The organism is Sphingobium sp. KKT206 (genome assembly GCF_055640555.1).
On record NZ_CM145764.1, the window covers coordinates 3,153,398 to 3,175,667 of the forward strand.

The 22,270-nt window shown below is 63.3% G+C and carries 24 protein-coding genes; 18 read left to right on the plus strand and 6 right to left on the minus strand.

Annotation, left to right across the window (positions count from 1 at the left end; translation table 11 throughout):
* Positions 1-174 precede the first annotated feature (174 nt).
* From coxB to ACZ2HM_RS15320, 12 genes are all read left to right on the plus strand, one after another.
* Positions 175-1,218, plus strand: a complete 1,044-nt coding sequence (gene coxB, locus ACZ2HM_RS15265) for a cytochrome c oxidase subunit II (protein WP_470425610.1) — start codon at positions 175-177, stop codon at positions 1,216-1,218.
* Between the two features lie 15 nt (positions 1,219-1,233).
* Positions 1,234-2,928, plus strand: coding sequence for a cytochrome c oxidase subunit I (gene ctaD, locus ACZ2HM_RS15270; RefSeq protein ID WP_069065770.1), 1,695 nt, complete (start codon positions 1,234-1,236; stop codon positions 2,926-2,928).
* A 90-nt stretch (positions 2,929-3,018) separates the two neighbouring features.
* Positions 3,019-3,927: a heme o synthase gene (locus ACZ2HM_RS15275; protein ID WP_470425611.1), complete on the plus strand. Its 909-nt coding sequence runs from the start codon at positions 3,019-3,021 to the stop codon at positions 3,925-3,927.
* Positions 3,924-4,061 (plus strand): hypothetical protein, encoded by a 138-nt coding sequence (locus ACZ2HM_RS15280; protein ID WP_171899237.1) that lies wholly within the window; start codon positions 3,924-3,926, stop codon positions 4,059-4,061. Before ACZ2HM_RS15275 ends, ACZ2HM_RS15280 begins: the two co-directional genes overlap by 4 nt.
* The gene (locus tag ACZ2HM_RS15285) at positions 4,061-4,636 is read left to right on the plus strand and encodes a cytochrome c oxidase assembly protein (protein WP_069066955.1); all 576 of its coding nucleotides are present in this window, start codon (positions 4,061-4,063) and stop codon (positions 4,634-4,636) included. Before ACZ2HM_RS15280 ends, ACZ2HM_RS15285 begins: the two co-directional genes overlap by 1 nt.
* A 37-nt stretch (positions 4,637-4,673) precedes the next feature.
* Positions 4,674-5,501, plus strand: a complete 828-nt coding sequence (locus ACZ2HM_RS15290; protein ID WP_096060913.1) for a cytochrome c oxidase subunit 3 — start codon at positions 4,674-4,676, stop codon at positions 5,499-5,501.
* 85 nt (positions 5,502-5,586) lie between these two features.
* Complete coding sequence (locus tag ACZ2HM_RS15295; protein ID WP_470425612.1) at positions 5,587-6,246, plus strand: SURF1 family protein; 660 nt, start codon at positions 5,587-5,589, stop codon at positions 6,244-6,246.
* Between the two features lie 44 nt (positions 6,247-6,290).
* Entirely contained in the window at positions 6,291-7,691 is a 1,401-nt protein-coding gene (gene thrC, locus ACZ2HM_RS15300; protein ID WP_037475792.1) for a threonine synthase, read from the plus strand.
* Between the two features lie 80 nt (positions 7,692-7,771).
* Positions 7,772-8,641, plus strand: coding sequence for an RsmD family RNA methyltransferase (locus ACZ2HM_RS15305; RefSeq protein ID WP_470425613.1), 870 nt, complete (start codon positions 7,772-7,774; stop codon positions 8,639-8,641).
* A 57-nt stretch (positions 8,642-8,698) separates the two neighbouring features.
* Positions 8,699-9,250, plus strand: a complete 552-nt coding sequence (locus ACZ2HM_RS15310) for a hypothetical protein (RefSeq protein ID WP_470425614.1) — start codon at positions 8,699-8,701, stop codon at positions 9,248-9,250.
* 496 nt (positions 9,251-9,746) lie between these two features.
* Positions 9,747-10,580, plus strand: a complete 834-nt coding sequence (locus ACZ2HM_RS15315) for a hypothetical protein (protein WP_470425615.1) — start codon at positions 9,747-9,749, stop codon at positions 10,578-10,580.
* A 26-nt stretch (positions 10,581-10,606) separates the two neighbouring features.
* Complete coding sequence (locus tag ACZ2HM_RS15320; RefSeq protein WP_470425616.1) at positions 10,607-11,278, plus strand: hypothetical protein; 672 nt, start codon at positions 10,607-10,609, stop codon at positions 11,276-11,278.
* Between the two features lie 4 nt (positions 11,279-11,282).
* On the opposite strand, the gene ACZ2HM_RS15325 is transcribed toward ACZ2HM_RS15320, so the two are convergent.
* Both ACZ2HM_RS15325 and ACZ2HM_RS15330 read right to left on the minus strand, forming a co-directional pair.
* The gene (locus tag ACZ2HM_RS15325) at positions 11,283-11,555 is read right to left on the minus strand and encodes a 3TM-type holin (RefSeq protein ID WP_470425617.1); all 273 of its coding nucleotides are present in this window, start codon (positions 11,553-11,555) and stop codon (positions 11,283-11,285) included.
* Between the two features lie 10 nt (positions 11,556-11,565).
* On the minus strand, positions 11,566-12,105 hold the full coding sequence (locus ACZ2HM_RS15330; RefSeq protein ID WP_470425618.1) for a glycoside hydrolase family 108 protein: 540 nt from the start codon (positions 12,103-12,105) through the stop codon (positions 11,566-11,568).
* A 269-nt stretch (positions 12,106-12,374) separates the two neighbouring features.
* Between ACZ2HM_RS15330 and ACZ2HM_RS15335 the strand changes: the two genes are divergently transcribed.
* Positions 12,375-12,962, plus strand: coding sequence for a PAS domain-containing protein (locus ACZ2HM_RS15335; protein ID WP_470425619.1), 588 nt, complete (start codon positions 12,375-12,377; stop codon positions 12,960-12,962).
* 51 nt (positions 12,963-13,013) lie between these two features.
* On the opposite strand, the gene dapD is transcribed toward ACZ2HM_RS15335, so the two are convergent.
* The 4 genes from dapD to ACZ2HM_RS15355 all read right to left on the minus strand — a co-directional run bounded on the left by dapD (position 13,014) and on the right by ACZ2HM_RS15355 (position 16,216).
* Positions 13,014-13,850 carry a 2,3,4,5-tetrahydropyridine-2,6-dicarboxylate N-succinyltransferase gene (dapD, locus tag ACZ2HM_RS15340; RefSeq protein ID WP_470425620.1) on the minus strand — a complete coding sequence of 279 codons (837 nt, stop codon included), beginning with the start codon at positions 13,848-13,850 and terminating at the stop codon, positions 13,014-13,016.
* On the minus strand, positions 13,847-14,518 hold the full coding sequence (locus ACZ2HM_RS15345) for a pyrimidine 5'-nucleotidase (RefSeq protein WP_470425621.1): 672 nt from the start codon (positions 14,516-14,518) through the stop codon (positions 13,847-13,849). Before ACZ2HM_RS15345 ends, dapD begins: the two co-directional genes overlap by 4 nt.
* A gap of 86 nt (positions 14,519-14,604) precedes the next feature.
* Complete coding sequence (locus ACZ2HM_RS15350; protein WP_037472301.1) at positions 14,605-15,480, minus strand: LOG family protein; 876 nt, start codon at positions 15,478-15,480, stop codon at positions 14,605-14,607.
* Between the two features lie 76 nt (positions 15,481-15,556).
* Positions 15,557-16,216, minus strand: a complete 660-nt coding sequence (locus tag ACZ2HM_RS15355; protein ID WP_409593128.1) for an extensin family protein — start codon at positions 16,214-16,216, stop codon at positions 15,557-15,559.
* 179 nt (positions 16,217-16,395) lie between these two features.
* On the opposite strand from ACZ2HM_RS15355, the gene ACZ2HM_RS15360 reads away from it, so the two are divergent.
* The 5 genes from ACZ2HM_RS15360 to ACZ2HM_RS15380 all read left to right on the plus strand — a co-directional run bounded on the left by ACZ2HM_RS15360 (position 16,396) and on the right by ACZ2HM_RS15380 (position 22,267).
* Positions 16,396-17,559, plus strand: coding sequence for a phosphoserine transaminase (locus tag ACZ2HM_RS15360; protein WP_470425622.1), 1,164 nt, complete (start codon positions 16,396-16,398; stop codon positions 17,557-17,559).
* Between the two features lie 131 nt (positions 17,560-17,690).
* Positions 17,691-19,271, plus strand: a complete 1,581-nt coding sequence (gene serA, locus ACZ2HM_RS15365; protein WP_470425623.1) for a phosphoglycerate dehydrogenase — start codon at positions 17,691-17,693, stop codon at positions 19,269-19,271.
* Between the two features lie 57 nt (positions 19,272-19,328).
* On the plus strand, positions 19,329-19,718 hold the full coding sequence (locus ACZ2HM_RS15370) for an endonuclease domain-containing protein (RefSeq protein ID WP_470425624.1): 390 nt from the start codon (positions 19,329-19,331) through the stop codon (positions 19,716-19,718).
* Positions 19,715-20,845: an ATP phosphoribosyltransferase regulatory subunit gene (locus tag ACZ2HM_RS15375; RefSeq protein WP_470425625.1), complete on the plus strand. Its 1,131-nt coding sequence runs from the start codon at positions 19,715-19,717 to the stop codon at positions 20,843-20,845. Before ACZ2HM_RS15370 ends, ACZ2HM_RS15375 begins: the two co-directional genes overlap by 4 nt.
* 132 nt (positions 20,846-20,977) lie before the next feature.
* A complete protein-coding gene (locus tag ACZ2HM_RS15380; protein WP_470425626.1) occupies positions 20,978-22,267 on the plus strand; it encodes an adenylosuccinate synthase in 1,290 nt (429 codons plus the stop codon).
* Positions 22,268-22,270 lie beyond the last annotated feature (3 nt).

Genomic DNA, 22,270 nt, shown 5'->3' on the forward strand with positions numbered 1-22,270 from the left:
CGAAATAGGGGCCGGAAGGGAACGTTGCAACAGCGAAGAAAATCTGCTCCTGCTAGCTTGAGGCATCAAAAAACCATGCCTATAAGCCGCGGCAGAACCGACCGGGCGGGGACGATGTGCATGCGCGCGTCTTCGTTGCAGCGGCGCCAAGGGGTTACGGGGTAAGAAGACGCTATGATACAGGTGAAATCGCTCGTTCTCGCAGGATTGTTGGCCTTTGCGCCAGCAATGGCGATGAACGGTCCGGCCTTCGCGCAGGACAATGCAACCGCTGCCGCTCCGGCGGCGGCCACTGTCGCCGCGCCTGCTGATTCGGCAGCGAACGCCGCTGCGCCCGCCGCCGACGCTGCGCCAGCCGCCAAGGTCGCCGCGCCGCCGCGCATGAAGCCGACCGAAGGCATCGGCATGCCCAAACCGGGCGAGATCACCCTGCAGGAGCAGTTCACCTCGACCGGGCACAGTGCGCGCTGGTTGCATGACGTGATGCTGCTGCCGCTCATCACGCTCATCTCCGTGCTGGTGCTGGCGCTGATGCTCTATGTGATGGTCCGCTATCGCCGCAGCGCCAACCCGGTGCCGTCCAAGACGTCGCACAACACCTTCATCGAAGTGATCTGGACGGTCGTTCCGGTCATCATCCTGCTGGTGATCGCGGTGCCGTCGATCGGGCTGCTCGCCGACCAGTATAAGCCCGCGCCCAAGGATGCGCTGACCGTCAAGGTCACCGGCTATCAATGGTATTGGGGCTATGAATATCCCGACGCGGGCATCCCCGAATATGTGTCGAACATGCTGACCAAGGAACAGGCGAAGGCCGGTGGCGAACCGTTTCAGTTGGCCGTCGACAACCGCCTGATCCTGCCCGCCGGTCGTCCGGTGAAGCTCATCATCACCGCCGCAGACGTGATCCACAGCTTCGCCGTGCCTTCGCTCTGGGTGAAGATGGATGCGGTTCCCGGTCGTCTGAACGAAAAGAGCTTCACCATCGAAAAGCCCGGCGTCTATTATGGGCAATGTTCGGAACTGTGCGGCGCGCGCCATGGCTTCATGCCGATCGCGATCGAAGCGCTGCCGCCTGAGCAGTTCGACCAGTGGGTGCTGTCGCAGAGTGGGTCGCTCAAGAACGGCACCGCCGCGCCAGACGCACCGATGGGCCCGCAACAGGGCAGTGTGCTGCCCGCCCCGCCGTCCGACGACGTCGGCAACAACGCGCTTTAAGAGGGCAGATACGCCATGACCACCATCACCGCAGATCAATACGGCGATCATGCTCATGATCATCATGACGCCGATCACAAGCCGGCCTTCTTCCAGCGCTGGTTCATGTCCACCAACCACAAGGACATCGGCACCCTCTATCTGATCTTCGCGATCTTCGCCGGCGTCGTCGGCGGCGCGATTTCGGGTCTGATGCGCGTCGAACTGGCAGAGCCGGGCATCCAATATCTGCAGGGCTGGGCCAATATCCAGCATGCGATGCTGGGTGCGGAGCCTGCCTCGCTCGACCAGGCCTATCACCTCTGGAACGCGCTGATCACCGCGCACGGCCTCATCATGGTCTTCTTCATGGTGATGCCCGCGATCATCGGCGGCTTTGGCAACTGGTTCGTGCCGATCATGATCGGTGCGCCGGACATGGCCTTCCCGCGGATGAACAATATCAGCTTCTGGCTGCTCATCCCCGCCTTCGCGCTGCTGCTCGGCTCGGCCTTCGTACCCGGCGGCACCGGCTATGGCGCGGGCACTGGCTGGACGGTCTATGCGCCGCTGTCGACCAGCGGTTCGGCTGGCCCCGCCGTCGATATGGCGATCCTGTCGCTGCATATCGCAGGCGCTGGCTCGATCCTGGGGGCGGTCAACTTCATCACCACCATCCTCAATATGCGCGCGCCGGGCATGACCCTGCACAAGATGCCGCTGTTCGTTTGGTCGGTGCTGGTCACCGCCTTCCTGCTGCTGCTGGCTCTGCCGGTCCTCGCTGCTGCCATCACCATGCTGCTGACCGACCGCAACTTCGGCACCACCTTCTATGACGCTGCCGGTGGCGGCGACCCTGAACTCTACCAGCATCTGTTCTGGTTCTTCGGTCACCCCGAAGTTTATATCATGATCCTGCCCGGCTTCGGTATCGTCAGCCAGATCATCTCGACCTTCAGCCGCAAGCCGGTGTTCGGCTATCTCGGCATGGCCTATGCCATGGTCGCGATCGGCGTCGTCGGTTTCGTCGTGTGGGCGCACCACATGTTCACGACCGGCATGTCGGTCAATGTGAAGATGTATTTCACCGCCGCCACCATGGTCATCGCGGTGCCCACCGGCATCAAGATCTTCTCGTGGATCGCGACCATCTGGGGTGGGTCTATCAGCTTCAAGACCCCGATGGTCTGGGCGCTGGGCTTCATCTTCCTCTTCACCGTGGGCGGCGTGACGGGCGTCGTGCTGGCCAATGGCGGCGTTGATGACGTGCTGCACGACACCTATTATGTCGTGGCGCACTTCCACTATGTCCTTTCGCTGGGTGCCGTGTTCGGCCTGTTCGCGGGCTTCTATTACTGGTTCCCGAAGATGTCGGGCCGCATGTATAACGAGTTCCTCGGCCACCTGCATTTCTGGGTGTTCTTCGTGGGCGTGAACCTGCTGTTCTTCCCGATGCACTTCCTGGGTCTGTCGGGCATGCCGCGTCGCTACCCCGACTATCCCGAAGCCTTTGCCTACTGGAACAAGATCGCCAGCCATGGCTATGAAATCATGGCCGTCGGCGTGCTGATCTTCTTCATCAACATCTTCTGGTCGCTCGCGGCCGGCAAGAAGGCCGCAGGCAATCCCTGGGGTGAAGGCGCAACGACGCTGGAATGGACCTTGTCCAGCCCGCCGCCCTTCCACCAGTTCGAAACCCTGCCCGTGATCGATGATGCCGCGCATCACTGATCGCTGGACGGACTGACATGATCGGGGGCGGGTGACAGTCGCCCGCCCCCCTTATGCTATATGCCCCCAAATGGTGGGGCCGGAACAAATATGACGACCGCGACGATGACATCGACCCCGATCACGGCCCATTGGCGCGACTTCCTCGCGCTGACCAAGCCGCGCGTCATGACATTGGTCGTGTTCACGGGCCTGTGCGGCCTGCTGGCGGCACCCGGCACCATTCATCCGGTCCTCGCTTTCACGGCGATCCTCTGCATCGCGCTCGGCGCAGGAGCCGCTGCCAGCCTCAACCAATGGTATGAGGCGGATATCGACGCCAAGATGAAGCGCACCGCCAATCGGCCGCTGCCCGCCGGGCGTATGGATCGCCAATCGGCACTGCATTTCGGCGTTGGCCTGTCCTTCTTCTCGGTCATCCTGATGGGCATGGCGACCAATTGGCTCGCCGCTGCCGTGCTGGCTGTCTCGATCCTTTTCTACGTCTTCATCTACACCATCTGGCTCAAGCCCCGCACGGCGCAGAATATCGTCATCGGCGGCGCAGCGGGCGCATTCCCGCCAGTCATCGGCTGGGCGGCCGTCACTGGCGATATCACCGCGCTGCCGATCGCGCTGTTCATGCTGATCTTCTTTTGGACGCCGCCCCATTTCTGGGCGCTCGCGCTGTTCGTGAAGACCGATTATGCCGCTGCCGGTATTCCGATGCTGCCTGTGGTGTCGGGCGAGGTCGTCACCCGCCGCCAAATCTGGTTCTACACCGCGATCATGGCGGTCGCGGCCATGGCGCCGGTGCTGCTGCGCCTGACCGGGCCGATTTACGGCACCGTTGCGCTGCTCGGCACAGCCTTGTTCGCGGTCTTCGCCTTCCAGGTCTATCGCCGCCGTGAAAGCGATCAGACGCGGATGCAACCGGAGCGGCGTCTGTTCAAATATTCGATCCTCTATCTTTTTCTTCTCTTTGGAGCAGTGGTCGCCGACCGCTGGGTAATGGCATGACCCCCGAAGAAGAAGATATCATCCGCGCTAGGCAGAAGTCGCGCTCGCTCGTCACGGGCCTGCTGCTCGGCTTTTTCGTCATCCTCTTCTTCGCCATCACCCTGGCGAAGATCGGCACGAGCGACACGCTATGATGGCCACGCTACCGCCGTCCCCCTTCGACCGCGACCGGCGCAACCGCCGGACCATGCTGACCATGGCGGGCGTCGGGCTGTCGATGCTGGCGCTGGGCTTCGCGTCGGTTCCGCTCTATCGCATCTTTTGTGAACAGACCGGGTTCGGCGGCACCACCATGCGCGCGGACGCCAATGTGCAGGTCAGCGAAGCGGCTGGCCACACCATGTCGATCCGCTTCGATTCGAACGTCCAGCCCGGCATGCCCTGGCAATTCTACCCCGAACATCGTACGGATACCGTCACCGTCGGACGGAAGGACATGGCGATCTTCATCGCGAAGAACATGTCCGACAAGCCCGTGACCGGCACCGCCAGTTTCAACGTCACGCCGACCCAGGCGGGCGCCTATTTCACCAAGATCCAGTGTTTCTGCTTCACAGAGCAGACCTTGCAGCCGGGCCAGGAGGTGCGGATGCCCGTCCTCTATTTCGTCGATCCCAAAATTCTCGACGATCCCGACAACAAGGACACGCAACAGATTACGCTGAGCTACACATTCTACCCGGTTGAGCCGGGCAAGAAGGCAAGCTAAGGCAAGCAACGATAACGCGAACAGGGAAGAGCACGTCATGGCAGGCGCCAAGAATCACGATTATCATATTCTCCCGCCCAGCATCTGGCCGTTGTTCGGTTCGATGTCGGTGCTCGTCATGGCGATGGGCGCGATCATGTGGATGCATCCCGATGCGCTGCCCGCTGGCGGCGGCTGGGTGTTCATGCTCGGTTTCGCCGGCGTCCTCTTCACCTTCTACAGCTGGTGGGCGCATGTCGTCGCCGAAGCGCATGCCGGCGATCATACACCCGTGGTGCAGTTGCATCTGCGCTATGGCATGATCCTGTTCATCGCGTCGGAAGTCATGTTCTTCGTCGGCTGGTTCTGGGCGTTCTTCGACTTCGCCCTCTTCCCCAGCGCCCTTCCCCCGATCGACGGCCTGTTCCCGTCGAAGGGCGTGGAAGTGATGAATGCGTTTGAACTGCCCTTGCTCAACACGCTGATCTTGCTCTGTTCGGGCACGACCATCACCTGGTCGCACCATGCGCTGATCCACGGCGATCGCGATGGCATGATCAAGGGTCTGTGGTGCACCATCATCCTGGGCGCGGTCTTCTCCTGCGTGCAGGCCTATGAATATGCCCACGCCCCGTTCGACTTCGGCGGCAATCCTTACAGCTCGGCCTTCTATATGGCGACCGGCTTCCATGGCTTCCACGTTCTGGTCGGCACGATCTTCCTGATCGTCAACTTGGCGCGTGCCTATAAGGGCCACTTCACCCCGCGCCAGCATTTCGGCTTCGAAGCGGCTGCCTGGTATTGGCACTTCGTCGACGTGGTGTGGCTGTTCCTCTTCGTCGCCATCTATGTCTGGGGTGGCTGGGGCGCGCCGGTTCACGGCTAAGCACCATCCCCTAAAATGAGACGCACGGCCGGGGCATCGCTCCGGCCGTTTTCTTTTGTGCTGCGGGGCGCTATGCATCCAGCCCATGGACCCCTTGCCCGATCCCGCCCCGCCCACCACGCGCATCCCCCTGATCCCGACCATCATCGTCGCGCTCGCCGTCCTGGTGATGATCGGCCTCGGCATCTGGCAGATTGATCGCCGCGCGGAAAAGGCAGCGGCGCTGAACCGCGCCGCCAGCAATCCCGGTAAGCCGCCCGTCGCCTTTCCGGCGATGCCCCCGGTCGGACCCGACCTGCTCTTTCGCCCCTCGTCGCTCCACTGCCTGCGCGTGGTCGGCTGGCAGGTGGAGGCCGGTCGCGCCGCTGACGGCAGCACCGGTTATCGCCATATCGCCCAGTGCGCGACCGGCGCGGAAGGACCGGGCGCTCTCGTGGCGGTCGGCGTGACGCAGCGGCCCGATGCCAAGCCTGATTGGACCGGTGGTCAGATCGCAGGATGGATCAGCGAAGAGCCGGACCATCGCGCCCTCATTTCGCGCATAGGCGGCAAGGCGACGCCGCTGCGGCCCATGCTCATCGCGCGCACCGCGCCAACGGGCATGAAGGCCAGCGCACCGCCCAGCGCCGCCGACGTTCCCAACAATCATCTCGCCTATGCGGTGCAGTGGTTCTTCTTCGCCGTGATCGCCATCATCATCTATATTCTCGCACTGCGCCGCCGGAACGCGGCCAAAGCCCCGTAAATACTTGCCCAGCGGCGCAGGGGTCGCTACCGCGCTTTCCCATCATGCAATATCAAAGCACCAGGGGGAGCGCGCCGTCGCTCGGTTTCGAGGATGTGACGCTGGCGGGGCTTGCGTCCGATGGCGGGCTGTATCTGCCGACAAGCTGGCCCAGTTTCTCGGCGGATGACATTCGCGCCCTTGGCGGTCTGTCCTATGTCGAAACCGCGGTACGGGTCATGACCCCCTTCGTCGCCGGTTCGCTGACCGAAGACGAACTGCGCGAACTATGCACCACCGCCTATAGCCGGTTCAGCCATCAGGCGGTCGTGCCGCTGGTGCAGCTCGATCATCAGCATTGGCTGCTCGAACTGTTCCACGGCCCGACCCTGGCGTTCAAGGATGTCGCGCTGCAGCTGCTGGGGCAATTGTTCGAACGCTTCCTGTCGCGCCGCGATGATCATCTGACCATCGTTGGCGCAACGTCGGGCGATACCGGATCGGCGGCGATCGATGCCGTGGCGGGTCGCGAGAAGATCGACATTTTCATGCTCCATCCCGATGGCCGGGTGTCCGACGTGCAGCGACGGCAGATGACCACGGTGCGCGCGCCCAACGTCTACAACATCGCGATAGACGGCAGTTTCGACGATGCGCAGGCGCTGGTGAAGCGCATGTTCAACGACGCGGATTTCTCGCGCCGGTTCAACCTATCGGCCGTCAACTCGATCAACTGGGCGCGGTTGATGGCGCAGGTCGTCTATTATTTCTACGCCGCCGTGCGCCTGGGTGCGCCTGAACGGCCGGTCGCCTTCTCGGTCCCTACCGGCAATTTCGGCGACGTGTTTGCGGGCTATGTCGCGGCGAAGATGGGGCTGCCCGTCGCCAAGCTGATCGTTGCGACCAACGTCAACGACATCTTGCATCGCGCCTTGTCCGACGGCGACTATAGCCAAGGCCAGGTCGTGCCGACCGCGACACCCAGCATGGACATCCAGGTCAGCTCCAATTTCGAGCGGCTGCTGTTCGACGCGGGTGGGCGCAACGGCCAGGCGCTTGCCGAGCAGATGCGCGGGTTCGAGGGCAGCAAGGCGATGCGCCTGACCAACGCCCAGCGCGACGGGGCGGCAGCGCTCTTCGCTTCGGCACGCATCGATGCCGACAGCATGACCATGGCGATGCGCTGGGCCTATGACGGGTCTGGGCAGATCATCGATCCGCACAGCGCCATCGGCCTAGCCGCTGCGCGCGAAGCAGGTGTCGATGCGTCGATCCCGGTCGTCACACTGGCGACCGCGCACCCGGCCAAGTTCCGCGACGCCGTCGAGCGCGCCACCGGCACCCGCCCGCCGCTGCCCGCCCGTGTCGGCGACCTGTTCGCGCGTGAGGAAAGCTATGTGAAGCTGCCCGGCACGTTCGAAGCGGTAACCGCCTATGTCGCCGAGCGCGCGACGCCCAGGGCATAACCAACTCCGTTCGGTTCGAGCTTGTCGAGAACCGGATGCGCGAGGGTTCTCGACAGGCTCGAACCGAACGGGAAACTGCTATGGAACTCAAAACCCTCATCGGCGAACCCTGGGCCGACTATGGCCTCATCGATTCGGGCAACGGCCGCAAGCTGGAGCGCTATGGCCGCTACCGCTTCATTCGCCCCGAACCACAGGCGATGTGGGCACCCGCGACCGAAGATTGGAAGGCAGACGCTGAATTTGTCCCCGGATCGGACGAGGATGGCGGCGGTCGCTGGTATTATGATCAGCCAGTCCCCGCAGATGGCTGGCCGCTGCGCTGGCAGGACGTGACCTTCCAGTCGAGTTGTACTCCCTTCCGCCATCTCGGTTTCTTCCCGGACATGGCCCCCGTGTGGGACTGGATGCGGGAACGGACCGCCGACAAGGCGGAGGCCGAAGTCATGAACCTGTTCGGCTATACCGGCGTCGGCACGCTCGCCATGTCGGCCAGCGGCGCGCGTATGGTCCATGTCGATGCGTCGAAGAAGTCGGTGGCGCAGGCGCGGGCCAATGCGGATATGTCCGGCATGGCGGACAAGCCGATTCGCTGGATCGTCGAGGATGCGGCCAAATTCGTCGCCCGCGAAGTCCGGCGCGGCCGCCGCTATGACGGCATCTTGCTCGACCCGCCCAAATATGGCCGCGGCCCTGACGGCGAAGTCTGGCGATTGGAGGAGGATTTGCCTGCCCTCATCGCCAATTGCCGCCAGTTGCTTGATGCGGACAGCCGTTTCCTGTTCCTGACCGTCTATGCCGTCCGCATGTCAGCACTGGCGATCGGCGAATTGCTGCGGCAAGCGTTTGCCGACCTGCCCGGCACGGTCGAGGTCGGGGAATTGGCGGTGCGCGAGGAGGCACGCGGCCTGCTGTTGCCCACCGCCATCTGGGCACGCTGGCGGCGCTAAGCGTCACTTCGGCCTTTTCGCCTTGAGCCGCCCGTCCGGCTCCGGCATGGGTTGGTGATGCGCCTCATCCCTTCATTTGCCGCCCTGTCCCCCCTGCTGGTCCTGCTCGGCTCCTGTGTCGGCCCCGCGCAGCGGGCACCCGCTCCAGCGCCGACGCCAGCGCCGCGCCCGGCTCCGGCGCCACCGCCGATCGCGCCTGCCACCCCCGCGCCGGTGGCCACGGAATGGCATAATCGTCCGACGACGCCCGGCAACTGGACCTACCGGACGGAACCGACCGGATCGGTCGCGTCCTTCGGCCCCGGCGCGACCGCCCCGCACCTCGCCGTCCGCTGCGACCGGGCGACGAGCCGGATCGCCGTAGTGCGCATGGGAACAGGGCAGGGGGCGATGACGCTGCGCACCAGCTATGGTGCCGTCCTGTGGCCGACCACGAGCATTGCCACGCCGCAACCGCAGGTCCAGGCCGTCCGCGCCGCTTCCGACGTCACGCTGGACCAGATTGCCTATAGCCGGGGTAAGTTTGCGGTGGAGGTGCAGGGGCTTGCCCCGCTGATCCTGCCTGCCTGGGCGGAAGTCGCACGGGTGATCGAAGATTGCCGGGGCTAGGGGATTTCGACGCAGTTGGGAAAAGCGCGGACGAAGAAGTATGATTCGAAAAAAGAATTTTACAAGGCTTGATCATCCTCCCCACCTGATTCACATTCGCGGTGTGGACAGGCCAAGGGCAGACGCCTGAAGCGGGCCACGCGGGCTTCAACATAGCGAAAGGAGGTGATCCGATGTCTCATGGTTCAGCAATGGGGTCGGTCAAGTCCATTCGGGAAATGCGCCGCTGAGCGACGCTGTGCCGTCGATCCTCCCTGCAAACGGGATTTCAAGCGCCAACAGACAGGCCATCCCCGTGCAGGCAGGATAGCGCGACAATCATTTCCCTTGGGCGGCACTTTCGGCCGCTGACCATGTCAATGATGGGCCGTCGAACCTTTGGGTTCGGCGGCCCCTCTCATTTTCAGCGCGCTGCTTCTTTTTGCTGTTTTCCCGACGCTTGAAGTCGCTATGCTCCGTCGCGGGCAGGCGGGCGGACGAAACAGGGAGTATCTCCATGCCCGTAATGCGTGCGTCCCATATCCTTCTTCCTTTTGGCCTGCTGATTTCGGCTCCAGCCCTCGCCCAAGCGCCCGCCGACGTTGCCGATCTGGTCGGTGCCAAGGGGGCAGGCGGCGAGACTCAGCTCAAAGCGCGCGGCTACCGCTTCGTGCGGATCGAAACCGGCGATGACCGCAAATGGACCTTTTGGTGGAACGGCGATCGGCGGCAATGCCTCAGCGTCGTCACTTATGACGGCCGCTATCAGGCGATCACTGAATCCCCCGCACCCGATTGCGGCGAATCCGCCCGTGCACCTAGCGGCCATGGTGGCGCGCCCCATCGACCCGATATCGGCTATGCGCGGCCCCGGCCCGACCGTGTCGCGCCCAGCTATGCTGCCGATGACAGCGCCCAAATGAACGACAGGGTCCAACTCGGCCTGGTCTGTTTCGGTGATGGACAGCGGCCTGGCGTGGCCAACAGCTATGGCTGGACCTGGGATTCCGACAAAAAACGCTATCGCTATGGCAATCGCGTCGAAATGACGGCGGAGCAGTTCGATGCTTCGGTCATGATCCAGTTCTGGGAAGGCGGTGGCCATATCAAGCTGCCCAAGAAGCTCATCCCGCCGCTGCATTCGCGCGGTACCGAGGATGGTTGGTGGGACATTTATAACGTCTCGATGCAGCCCGACCGGATTACCGGCGAATATCGGCTGAATGGCCTTAACAAGCCCCGGATCGACATTAATCGCACCAGTGGACAGATCAGCATAAAGGGTCTGGCCGACTACGCCTTTCGCGGCACCTGCGATACCGTGGATGCCGCAGCGCATCGGCGCTTCTGACGATCGCACAAGGAAAGGGACGGGGATTGGATTTTCTCAAGCTCATCCGTTCGTTCGAAGATCTGCTTTTCGAACTGATGTGCTGGCTGATCTATTATCCCCGCACCCTCTGGCTGGTGGTGCGGCACCCGCTGCGCATGATCGATTATTCCAATCACGAACAGACCGATGCCGACGAGGATCAATATACCGATACGCTCAGTCCACCCCTGCTGCTGCTGATCACGCTGGCTTTGCTCCATGCGTTGGAATTGGGCCTCAACACGCAGCATATCCAGGCGCATAATGCGGTGGGCGCGATGGTGGTCGGTTCGGATCAAAATCTCATCCTCTGGCGCTCCTTCGTCTATGGCCTGCTCCCGCTGTTCGCCGCCTTGCATGTTGTGCGGCGCAAGGGGCAGCCGCTCGAACGCAAATATCTGCGGCCGCCTTTTTTCGGCCAATGCTATCTGGTGTCGGCCTATGCCTTGATGGTTGCGATTGCCACGATGACGGCCCAGCATATCGGTGCATGGAAATGGGCGCTGGGCCTGAGCGGCGCCGGATTCGCGACGCTCTGGTATCTGTGGGTGCAATCCATGCTGTTCCGCACGATGTTGGCCATGCGCCCATTGCGGGCATGGGGTGGTGCGATCCTGGTGTTCGTCGCCGCCTTTCTGACCGCTATTCTGGTTTCGCTGCTCACGATCGGGCGCTAAGCGCTTATCGGTCCGCGCCCTTCGCCTTCCCCCAGGCGCGCGCGGCGGTGTAGCCCAGATAGCCGGTGCCAAAGAGCGCATAGAGCGGTTCGGGCAGGGCGTTGAAATAGGCGCGCATACCGTTGATGATCGCGCCTGCCACCGCTGGTCGCCAGCCTGCGATCAGGCCCATCGGCACCGACCAGAGCAGCAGGGCATAGATGACATAGAGGAAGGTCGGCCGCGCCCGCCGTGTCCAGGTATCGGCGGCGGGCGTTGCGGGATGTGTCTGCGTCATGTATTCCTCCCTAACCGATCCGGTTGGCCAGCCAGCCATAGAGGAAGGCCTCATTGGCGGGGCGGCTTTCGGCGAGCGCGATATAACGTTCGCCCTGCATCGCCTCGATCGCCTTGAGCAGCACGCGGTCGCCCGCCGGACCACGCAAGGCTCGAAAGGCCCGCAGCGCGCCCAACGTCCGCGCGCTGATCACCCGGTCGAGCTTGAGATCGGGATAATCCTGTTGGTTGCGATTGAGCGCGTTGAGCGCCCGCTGCAAAAAGCCGGTCGCGGTCGCAACGCCCATATTGACGGCGGTATCGAACAGTTCTGCGGCAATGCCGGGCGCGAGTTCGGCGATGAAGCCATAGCCCGGCTGGTCCCAGTAAAGCCGTCGATAGATCGCCACCGCCTGCGCGCGGGGTAGCGCCTGCATCGGGCCGACATAGCCATTCGCCCGCGCCACGGCCTGGGTGATCCCCCAATGGGTCGGCCCGCCGCGATCGGCCGGATGATTGCTATAGCCACCCTCCCGCGCAATGACTTCGTCGATCAGATCCGCAACGTCCATATCCGCCTCCCAGCTATTGAAGAGGGGAATCATTTATCCCATATGGTTATATGTAGGACAGAGGAAAAACGGGATAGGACAAGAATAGGATGCGCGATCAAGCGGCGGCGAATGCAATCGACAGCGGTGAAGCCCAGGGGCAAGCACGGGGAAATTGTGCCATCGCTGTGGTCATACCCTTGCAGGAAGCACTATATATGGGGCAATATGGACCAAAGGGTGCGGTTTCGTGTCTGTTGCCCGCTCCCCCCATGTGAGTGCGTTTGTCCATGCCTCTTTCCGATATGATCGCCAACAGCGCGATCCCCGCCGTCATCAGCGATCCGCGCCTGCCCGACAATCCGATCGTCGATTGCAATGACGCCTTCATGACGCTCACCGGCTATGGCCGCGACGAGATTATCGGGCATAATTGCCGCTTCCTCAAAGGCGCAGCGACCGAAGCGGAGCGAACCGACGAACTGCGTCAGGCCGTTCGCGAAAGACGCCCAGCGATCGTGGAATTGTGGAATTATCGCAAGGACGGCACGCCGTTCCGCAATGCCGTGATGGTCGCGCCGATCTTCGGTGACACGGGCGAGGTCGAATATTTCCTGGGATCGCAGATGGCTGTCGGCGAGCCGGACGGACAGGCGACCCAGCGCTCCGCCGAAGCGCGGCTGCGGATCGACGCGCTGACCGCGCGCCAACGCGATGTGCTGGTGGCGATGACGGCGGGCAAGCTCAACAAACAGATCGCCTGGGACATGGGCCTGACCGAACGCACGGTGAAGATGCACCGCGCCGCCATGCTCAAGGCGCTCGGCGTGCGCACTGGGGCTGAAGCGATCCGCTTGGCGATCGAGGCGGGCTACTAAGCGGCATCCGGCGGCCGGTCGGCACCGCAAAGGGCACCGACCGGCTTTGCATCAGTCGCGCAGCAGTTCGTTGATACCGGTCTTGGAGCGGGTCTGCGCGTCCACCCGCTTGACGATCACGGCGCAATAGAGGCTGGGGCCAGGCGTGCCGTCGGGCAGGGGCTTGCCGGGCAGGCTGCCGGGGACGATCACCGAATAGGGCGGCACTTCGCCCATGAAGATTTCGCCAGTGGTGCGGTCGATGATCTTGGTCGACTGGCCGATGAACACGCCCATCGACAGGACTGACCCCTTGCCGATGCGAACGCCCTCGACCACTTCGGACCGCGCGCCGATGAAGCAGTCGTCTTCGATGATGACCGGATCGGCCTGGAGCGGTTCCAGCACGCCGCCAATGCCGACGCCGCCCGACAGATGGACATTCTTGCCGATCTGCGCGCAACTGCCCACCGTCACCCAGGCGTCGACCATCGTGCCTTCATCGACAAATGCGCCGATATTGACGAAGCTCGGCATCAAAATCGCATTTTTCGCGATATGCGCGCCTGCCCGTGCGAATGCGCCGGGGACGGCGCGGAACCCTGCGGCGCGGAACTCCGCCTCGCCCCATCCGGCGAATTTGCTGGGCACCTTGTCCCACCAATATCCGCCGCCGGGGCCGTTCTCGATCAGCGCATTGTCATTCAGGCGGAACGACAGCAGCACGGCCTTCTTGAGCCACTGGTTGACCTGCCAGCCGTCCGCAGTCGGTTCGGCCACGCGCCCCTCGCCGCTGTCCAGCATGGCCAGCGCTTGCGTAACGGCGTCGCGCACCGCGCCCTGCGTCGAAAGGCTGACATTGGCCCGGTCTTCCCAGGCGGCGTCGATCGTGGCGATAAGGTCGGTCATGCGGTTTCCCCAAGGATGCTGGCCAGAAAAGGCCTCAGATGGTCGGTTTCGAAATCGATGAAATCGGGATGATGATCGTGATTGCCCGCTTCCGATCCGTTGTTGACCCAGATGGTCGCCATGCCGATCGCCTTCGCCGGGCGGAGGTTGCGCGCCATATCCTCGAAAAAGGCGGCGCGGGTCGGATCGATGGCATGGACCCGGCACAATTCGGCGTAACCCGACGGATCGGGCTTGGGCACATATTGGCAGGCGTGAATGTCGTGGATCAGCTCGAATGCGTCGCCTAGGCCGAGCTTGTCGAGCACCCGCCCCGCATAGGCTGCATCGCCATTGGTGAAGATCAGCCGACGACCCGGTAGCGCCGCGATATGCGCATTGAGATCGGCATCGACCTCCAGTCGATCCATCGAAATATCATGGACATAGTCGAGGAAATCATGCGGCGCGATACCATGATGATGCATCAGGCCCGACAGCGTCGTGCCATGCTCCATGAAATAGCGCTTCTGCGTTTCGCGGGCGATGACGGGATCGCATCCCAGCAAGCCTTGGATAAATTCGCCCATCTTCACGTCGATCAGCGCGAACAGGTCCGTCTTCGCCGGATAGAGCGTATTATCCAGATCGAAGATCCAGGTGTCGATATGGTCCAGCGCGCCAAGCATGGCCGCGCCCTAATCTCGTGCGCAGGGAAGGGCAAGGCTTCTCGCCCTTCCTCACTCCCTCAAAGACAGGTCGCTATTCTACCCACTCAACATCCCAGCGGCTCACTGTCATGATAAAAAGCCTGCACCGCCTGCCAGGCGTCCTCCGCCGTCTCGACCCAGGTCAACAGGTCAAGGTCAGCATGCGAAATCACGCCTTCATCGGCCAGCGCCTCGAAATCCACCACCCGGTTCCAGAAATCCTTGCCGAACAGCAGGATGGGGATGGGCTTCATCTTGCCGGTCTGGATCAGCGTCAACAGCTCGAACATCTCGTCGAACGTGCCAAACCCGCCGGGGAAGACAGCGAGCGCGCGGGCGCGGAGCAGGAAATGCATCTTGCGCAGCGCGAAATAATGGAACTGGAAACTCAGCTCCGGGGTGACGAACCGATTGGGCGCCTGTTCGTGCGGCAGGACGATGTTCATGCCGATCGTCGTCTGGCCAACATCTTGCGCGCCGCGATTGGCCGCTTCCATGATCGAAGGGCCACCGCCCGAACACACCACGAAATGGCGGCATCCTGCTTCGTTCACCGGATATTGCGCCGCGATCCGCGCCAGCGCACGGGCTTCCTCATAATAGCGCGCCTTGGCCGCCAGATTCTCCGCAATTTTCCGCTGCTGCGGCGTGGTTGCCGCGTCGATCCGTGCCTGCGCCTGGTCGGGTTCGGGAATCCGCGCCGACCCGTAGAAGACGAAGGTCGATTCGATCCGCGCCTCGTCCATCAGCAATTGCGGCTTCAGCAATTCCAGCTGGAATCGCACCGGGCGCAAATCTTCGCGCAACAGGAATTCGGTGTCCTGAAAGGCAAGGCGATAGGCCGCGCTTTGCGTCTGGGGGGTGCCGGCCTGCTTGGCCGCATCGTCGGCCTCTTCACGGGCCGGGCGGAATTTACGTTCTTCAATCTCTTTCTTAGTCATCCCCACGATTTAAGGAGTGGAGATGACATTGCCAAGTCGGATTACCGACAGAAGTCGCCGCATGCCGTTTTTACGCTCAGCGGCAAAAGCCGCCGCGCCCGCCCATGTCGAAATGAAAATGATCGTGATGCGCCGCATTATAATCGGGGCTCAGCACCGTGTTGAACCGCTTGCACGCGCTGGCATGCACGGTCTTGAGGAACTGCCGCGTGTCCCGATCACCTTGCCATCCCTGCTGCACCGAAATCTTGCGGCCATCGGCCAGCACGAAGGCGGCAATGTCGATCGCATTGCTATGCGCATGTTCGGACAATTTACCGCTGCCTGCGATCGGGCGGCAATTATAGGTGCCGAACGTCTCGATCCGCACGATTTCCGCCCCCAATATGCTGCGCGCGGCGGGTTGCACGCCATAGCGCGCCCAGGCGGCGAAATTGGCCGCCAGATTACACGTCATCGCCCCCAAATTGGTGGCGGGCACGCCGATGTCGAGCAGCTTGACACTATTCAACGCGCTGCATCCGCCGCCGAAGGTGCGGTCGGGCAGGGGGGTGAAGGCCACATCCTGCGATTGCAGCTTCGCAAAACATTGGCGCGCTTCCATGGTCGGCACCACGGCGGCGCGCACGGGTTTCGATGCGCGTTCCACCCGTCCGCGCGGCACCAGATCGCCGCCGCACGCACTCAGCATCATCGCCATGGTCACGGCCAGGGCCGCGCCGCGCAATAGGGTCATATCGCTCGCCTGCTTTTCCATGAGTCGCCACTGTAGCAGCCCGAATCTTTACGATAGTTAACGCCGCGATCAGCTCGTCCCGTTTTCGCAACATCCTTGACAGGCCCGCCGAAATCTCTAGGGCGATCGACGGGCCACGCGGTCCCAACGCCGCGCTGCTCTCTGTAAGGAGACGCTACATGACTGATTTGACTGCCGTTGACGCCACCCTTGCGCGTGCGCAAAAGCCCGCCACCCGTCCGGCCCGCCCCTTCTTTTCTTCCGGTCCCTGCGCCAAGCCGCCCGGCTGGAGCGCCGACAATCTGGCAACCGACTCGCTCGGCCGCTCGCACCGCGCCAAGATCGGCAAGACCCGCTTGGCCTATTGCATCGACCTGATGCGCGAATTGCTCGGCCTGCCCGACACCCACCGCATCGGCATCGTACCCGGCTCCGACACCGGCGCGTTCGAAATGGCGATGTGGACGATGCTCGGCGCACGCCCCGTCACCACGCTCGCGTGGGAAAGCTTCGGCGAAGGTTGGGTAACGGACGCAGCGAAACAGTTGAAGCTCGACCCCACCATCATCCGCGCCGACTATGGGCAACTGCCCGACTTGGATGGTGTGAACTTTGCGCACGACGTCCTGTTTACCTGGAACGGCACCACGTCCGGCGTGCGCGTGCCCAATGCCGACTGGATTCCCGCCGACCGCGAGGGCCTGACCTTCGCCGACGCGACCAGCGCGGTATTCGCTTATGACATCGACTGGGCCAAGATCGACGTCGCCACCTTCTCGTGGCAGAAGGTGCTGGGCGGTGAGGGCGGCCATGGCGTGCTGATCCTTGGCCCCCGCGCGGTCGAACGGCTCGAAACCCACACGCCCGCCTGGCCGTTGCCCAAGGTGTTCCGCCTGATGGCCAAGGGCAAGCTCGCCGAAGGCATTTTCAAGGGCGAGACGATCAACACCCCCTCCATGCTGGCGGTCGAAGATGCGATTTTCGCGCTGGAATGGGGCAAGTCGTTGGGCGGGCTTCAGGGCCTCATCGCCCGCTCGGACGCCAATGCCGCTGCGCTCGGCAAGATCGTAGCGGAGCGCGACTGGCTCGGCCATCTCGCGCTCGATGAAGCGACGCGCTCGAAAACCAGCGTCTGCCTGACCGTCGCGGGTGCCGACGAAGCCTTCATCAAGGCCTTCGCCGCTCTCCTCGAAAAGGAAGGCGCAGCCTATGACATTGCAGGCTATCGCGATGCCCCGGCAGGCCTGCGCATCTGGTGCGGCGCGACCGTGGAAACGGCGGATATCGAAGCGCTGGGTCCGTGGCTCGACTGGGCCTATGCGACCGTAAAGGCTGCCGCTTAACTTCTATTTTTACTGTCATTCCCGCGAAGGCGGGAACCCATCTCCCACCCTATCGACAGGTGCAACGTCGGGAGATGGATCCCCGCCTTCGCGGGGATGACGGACGTGATTTTTCCAAAAGGATCAAATCCATGCCCAAAGTCCTTATTTCCGACAAAATGGACCCCCGCGCCGCCGCAATCTTCCGTGAACGCGGCGTGGAAGTCGATGAAATCACCGGCAAGACGCCCGAAGAACTGATCGCCATCATCGGCGACTATGACGGCCTCGCCATCCGCAGCTCGACCAAGGTGACCAAGGCGATCCTAGACGCCGCCACCAACCTGAAGGTCATCGGCCGCGCCGGCATCGGCGTCGACAATGTCGACATCCCCTATGCCTCGGCCAAGGGCGTGATCGTCATGAACACCCCGTTCGGCAATTCGATCACCACCGCCGAACATGCCATCGCGCTGATGTTCGCGCTGGCGCGCCAGCTGCCCGAAGCCAATGCCCAGACCCAGCAAGGCCTGTGGCCGAAGAATGGCTTCATGGGCGTGGAAGTCACCGGCAAGACGCTGGGCCTGATCGGTGCGGGCAATATCGGCTCGATCGTCGCCAGCCGCGCGCTGGGCCTCAAGATGAAGGTCGTCGCCTTCGATCCGTTCCTGACGCCCGAACGCGCCATTGAAATGGGCGTGGAAAAGGCGGACCTCGATACATTGCTCGCCAAGGCCGACTTCATCACGCTGCACACGCCGCTGACCGACCAGACTCGCAATATCCTGAGCCGCGAAAATCTGGCCAAGACCAAGAAGGGCGTGCGCATCATCAACTGCGCGCGCGGTGGCCTGATCGACGAAGCCGCGCTGAAGGATGCGCTCGATTCGGGCCAGGTCGCGGGCGCCGCGCTCGACGTGTTCCAGACCGAACCGGCCAAGGACTCGCCGCTGTTCGGCACGCCCAACTTCATCTGCACCCCGCATCTGGGCGCATCGACCGACGAAGCGCAGGTCAATGTCGCGTTGCAGGTCGCCGACCAGCTGTCCGACTATCTGCTCGACGGCGGCATCACCAATGCGCTCAACGTGCCGTCGCTGTCGGCCGAGGAAGCCCCCAAGCTCAAGCCCTATATGGCGATCGCCGAAAAGCTCGGCAGCCTGGTCGGCCAGCTTGAAGGCGATGCCATCACCGGCGTTGCCGTCGAAGTCGAAGGCCATGCCGCCGAATTGAACCAGAAGCCCATCACCGCCGCCGTTCTCGCTGGTCTGATGCGCGTCTATTCGGACACGGTGAACATGGTCAACGCGCCCTTCCTCGCCAAGGAACGCGGCCTCGACGTGCGCGAAGTGCGCCATGATCGCGAAGGTGCCTATCAGACGCTGATCCGCGTCACCGTGACCACCGAAAATGGCGACAAGTCGGTGGCCGGCACGCTGTTCGGCCCCACCAGCCCCCGCCTCGTCGAACTGTTCGGCATCAAGGTGGAGGCCGATCTCGACGGCACCATGCTCTATATCGTCAATCAGGACGCGTCCGGCTTCATCGGTCGTCTGGGGTCGACGCTGGGCGAGGCGGGCGTCAATGTCGGCACCTTCCACCTCGGCCGTCGCAACCAGGGCGGCGAAGCCGTGCTGCTGCTCTCGGTCGACGGCACGGTCACCGAACCGCTGCGCTGGGAAATCTGCAACCTGACCGGCGTGAAGCAAGTCAAGCTGCTGCGCTTTGCGTAAGCAAGCCTGAAAAGCCCTCTCCCCTTTGGGGAGAGGGTTGGGAGAGGGGGAGCAACGGTGCGGCTAGATCCCACACTGAAGCAGCGTGCCAAACATATGCGCGCCAACCCCACCCCCGCCGAACAAAAGCTATGGCTCGCCCTGCGTGCCAACCGCTTCGAAAATCAGCAATTCACGCGCCAGACGATTATTGCCCCCTATATCGTTGATTTCGCCTCAAAGGCCGCGCGCCTCATCATCGAAGTTGATGGGGATACACATTCCGCCAAAGATCGCTATGACGCCCGACGAACCGAGTTTCTGGAATCGCTGGGCTATACTGTGATCCGTTTTGCCAATTCCGATGTCATGCACAATATCGAGAGCGTGTTGGGCGTGATTGCGCAGGCGTTGCATACTCCCCCTCTCCCCAACCCTCCCCCCAAGGGGGAGGGAGCTAAGGTATGACCATGATCCCGCCCGGCCTTCTTCCCGAAGGATTATCCGACCGCCTGCCGCCCCAGGCCGAAGCCTCCGCGCGCCTGGCGCGCCGCGTGCTCGATACGGTGGCGACGCATGGCTATGAGCGGGTCATGCCGCCACTCGCAGAATTTGAAGATACGCTCACCCAGCGCCTCAAATCCATGCGCGCGCAGGATCTGGTCCGCGCCGTTGATCCCGTGTCGCAGCGCAGTCTGGCGCTCCGCCCGGACATGACGGCGCAGGTCGGCCGTATCGCCGCCACGCGCCTCGCCGCCGCACCGCGTCCCTTGCGCCTCTCTTATGCTGGGCCGGTCATTCGTCTCAAGGCGAACCAGTTGCGCCCGGAGCGCGAGAAATTGCAGGTCGGCGCGGAACTGATCGGCACCGACAGCGTCGCCGCTGCCGTGGAGATCGTCAATGTCGCGATCGAAGCGTTGCAGGCGGCAGGCGTCACCGGCCTCACCATCGACTTCACCCTGCCCGACCTGATCGACATGCTGGCCGCCGGGCCGCTGCCGCTGGCGGCGGGCGAACTGGAAGCGGTGCGTACCGAACTCGACGCCAAGGATGCGGGCGCGCTGGTGGCGCTTGGCCCGCAAGCCGCCGCCTATCTGCCCCTCATCGAAGCGACCGGCCCGTTCCACGCCGCGATGGAGCGTCTGGAAGCCTTCAACGCAAGCCTCGGCGGCGCGATCGACAGCCGCATCGCGGGCCTGCGCGCCATCGCCAAGCCGATCGGCTGGGACATCACCCTGACGCTCGACCCGACCGAACGCCACGGCTTTGAATATCAGAACTGGTTCGGCTTTTCGATCTTCGCCGAAGGTTTCATCGGCGAAATCGGCCGGGGCGGCAGCTATGCCATCTGCCATGCCAATGGGCAGGACGAACCGGCCATGGGCTTCTCGCTCTATCCCGATCCGCTGATCGACGCGGGCTTTGGCGGCGAAACACCCAAGCGCCTGTTCCTGCCGCTGGGTGCCGATGCGACCCGCGGCGCTGAACTGCGCGCCGAAGGCTGGAACACCGTCGCGGCGCTGGTCGGGGACGAGGATGGCGCGAAGCTGCGCTGTTCGCACTGGCTCGACGGCACGGAGCTTCGCCCCTTCTGACTTGACTTGGGGGCCGCGGCAGGGCTAACCGCCGCGCGAACAGGGCGGCTTTGCGCCCAATCGATCCTACCGGCATGCCGAGTCCCGTCGAAGGGCATGGCCGGTCCGCGCGGCGGGCGGAGATCTGTATCCATGGCAAATGTAACCGTGATCGGCGCCCAATGGGGTGACGAGGGCAAGGGCAAGATCGTCGATTGGCTCTCGGAGCGCGCCGATGTCGTCGCTCGTTTCCAGGGCGGTCATAATGCGGGCCACACGCTCGTCGTCGGCGAGAAGGTCTATAAGCTCTCGCTGCTGCCGTCGGGCATCGTGCGCGGCACGCTCAGCGTCATCGGCAATGGCGTGGTGCTGGACCCCTGGCATTTCCGCGATGAAGTCGCGAAATTGTCGGCGCAGGGCGTGGCCATCACGCCCGACAATCTTCAGATCGCCGAAACCTGCCCGCTGATCCTGCCCTTCCACCGCGATCTCGACGGCCTGCGTGAAGATGCGAGCGGCGCGGGCAAGATCGGCACCACCCGGCGCGGCATTGGTCCTGCCTATGAAGACAAGGTCGGCCGCCGCGCCATCCGCGTGTGCGACCTCGCGCATCTGGACGATCTTGGCCCACAGCTCGATCGCCTGACCGCCCATCATGACGCGCTGCGCACCGGCTTTGGCGAACCGCCAATCGACCGCGCCGCGCTGATGGCGGAATTGACCGAAATCGCCGACTTCATCCTGCCCTTCGTCAAGCCGGTTTGGCTGACGCTCAACCGCGCCAAGGCGGCGGGCAAGCGCATCCTGTTCGAAGGCGCACAGGGCACGTTGCTCGACATCGACCATGGCACTTATCCCTTCGTCACCTCGTCCAATACGGTCGCGGGCACGGCTGCGAGCGGCACCGGCCTTGGCCCCAATGCGGCTGGCTTCGTGCTGGGCATCGTCAAGGCCTATACCACCCGCGTCGGCTCCGGCCCGTTCCCGACCGAACTGGAGGACGCCACCGGCCAGCGGCTGGGCGAGCGCGGCCATGAATTTGGCACCGTCACCGGGCGCAAGCGCCGCTGCGGCTGGTTCGACGCCGTACTGGTCCGCCAGTCGGTCGCGGTATCGGGCGTTACCGGCATCGCGCTCACCAAGCTCGACGTGCTGGACGGGTTCGACACGCTGCAAATCTGCGTCGGCTACAAGATTGGCGAGCAGACGTTCGACTATCTGCCCGCCCATGCGCAGGATCAGGCCAAGGCCCAGCCGATCTACGAAAGCATCGAAGGCTGGCATGACACCACGGCTGGCGCGCGCAGCTGGGCCGAATTGCCCGCGCAGGCGATCAAATATATCCGCCGGATCGAAGAGCTCATCGGCTGCCCGGTAACGCTCGTCTCCACCAGCCCAGAGCGCGAGGATACCATCCTCGTGCGCGATCCCTTCGCGGATTAAGGG

Coding starts and splice junctions, on each gene's coding strand:
- coxB (WP_470425610.1), top strand. CDS start 175: ATGATACAGGTGAAATCGCTCGTTCTCGCAGGATTGTTGGCCTTTGCG.
- ACZ2HM_RS15380 (WP_470425626.1), top strand. CDS start 20,978: ATGGCAAATGTAACCGTGATCGGCGCCCAATGGGGTGACGAGGGCAAG.
- ACZ2HM_RS15310 (WP_470425614.1), top strand. CDS start 8,699: ATGCGCCTCATCCCTTCATTTGCCGCCCTGTCCCCCCTGCTGGTCCTG.
- ACZ2HM_RS15330 (WP_470425618.1), bottom strand. CDS start 12,105: ATGGACGTTGCGGATCTGATCGACGAAGTCATTGCGCGGGAGGGTGGC.
- ACZ2HM_RS15360 (WP_470425622.1), top strand. CDS start 16,396: ATGACTGATTTGACTGCCGTTGACGCCACCCTTGCGCGTGCGCAAAAG.
- dapD (WP_470425620.1), bottom strand. CDS start 13,850: ATGACCGACCTTATCGCCACGATCGACGCCGCCTGGGAAGACCGGGCC.
- ACZ2HM_RS15355 (WP_409593128.1), bottom strand. CDS start 16,216: ATGACCCTATTGCGCGGCGCGGCCCTGGCCGTGACCATGGCGATGATG.
- serA (WP_470425623.1), top strand. CDS start 17,691: ATGCCCAAAGTCCTTATTTCCGACAAAATGGACCCCCGCGCCGCCGCA.
- ACZ2HM_RS15285 (WP_069066955.1), top strand. CDS start 4,061: ATGGCCACGCTACCGCCGTCCCCCTTCGACCGCGACCGGCGCAACCGC.
- ACZ2HM_RS15350 (WP_037472301.1), bottom strand. CDS start 15,480: ATGACTAAGAAAGAGATTGAAGAACGTAAATTCCGCCCGGCCCGTGAA.
- ACZ2HM_RS15305 (WP_470425613.1), top strand. CDS start 7,772: ATGGAACTCAAAACCCTCATCGGCGAACCCTGGGCCGACTATGGCCTC.
- ACZ2HM_RS15280 (WP_171899237.1), top strand. CDS start 3,924: ATGACCCCCGAAGAAGAAGATATCATCCGCGCTAGGCAGAAGTCGCGC.
- ACZ2HM_RS15335 (WP_470425619.1), top strand. CDS start 12,375: ATGCCTCTTTCCGATATGATCGCCAACAGCGCGATCCCCGCCGTCATC.
- ACZ2HM_RS15375 (WP_470425625.1), top strand. CDS start 19,715: ATGACCATGATCCCGCCCGGCCTTCTTCCCGAAGGATTATCCGACCGC.
- ACZ2HM_RS15315 (WP_470425615.1), top strand. CDS start 9,747: ATGCCCGTAATGCGTGCGTCCCATATCCTTCTTCCTTTTGGCCTGCTG.
- ACZ2HM_RS15295 (WP_470425612.1), top strand. CDS start 5,587: ATGGACCCCTTGCCCGATCCCGCCCCGCCCACCACGCGCATCCCCCTG.
- ACZ2HM_RS15345 (WP_470425621.1), bottom strand. CDS start 14,518: ATGCTTGGCGCGCTGGACCATATCGACACCTGGATCTTCGATCTGGAT.
- thrC (WP_037475792.1), top strand. CDS start 6,291: ATGCAATATCAAAGCACCAGGGGGAGCGCGCCGTCGCTCGGTTTCGAG.
- ACZ2HM_RS15325 (WP_470425617.1), bottom strand. CDS start 11,555: ATGACGCAGACACATCCCGCAACGCCCGCCGCCGATACCTGGACACGG.
- ACZ2HM_RS15290 (WP_096060913.1), top strand. CDS start 4,674: ATGGCAGGCGCCAAGAATCACGATTATCATATTCTCCCGCCCAGCATC.
- ACZ2HM_RS15275 (WP_470425611.1), top strand. CDS start 3,019: ATGACGACCGCGACGATGACATCGACCCCGATCACGGCCCATTGGCGC.
- ctaD (WP_069065770.1), top strand. CDS start 1,234: ATGACCACCATCACCGCAGATCAATACGGCGATCATGCTCATGATCAT.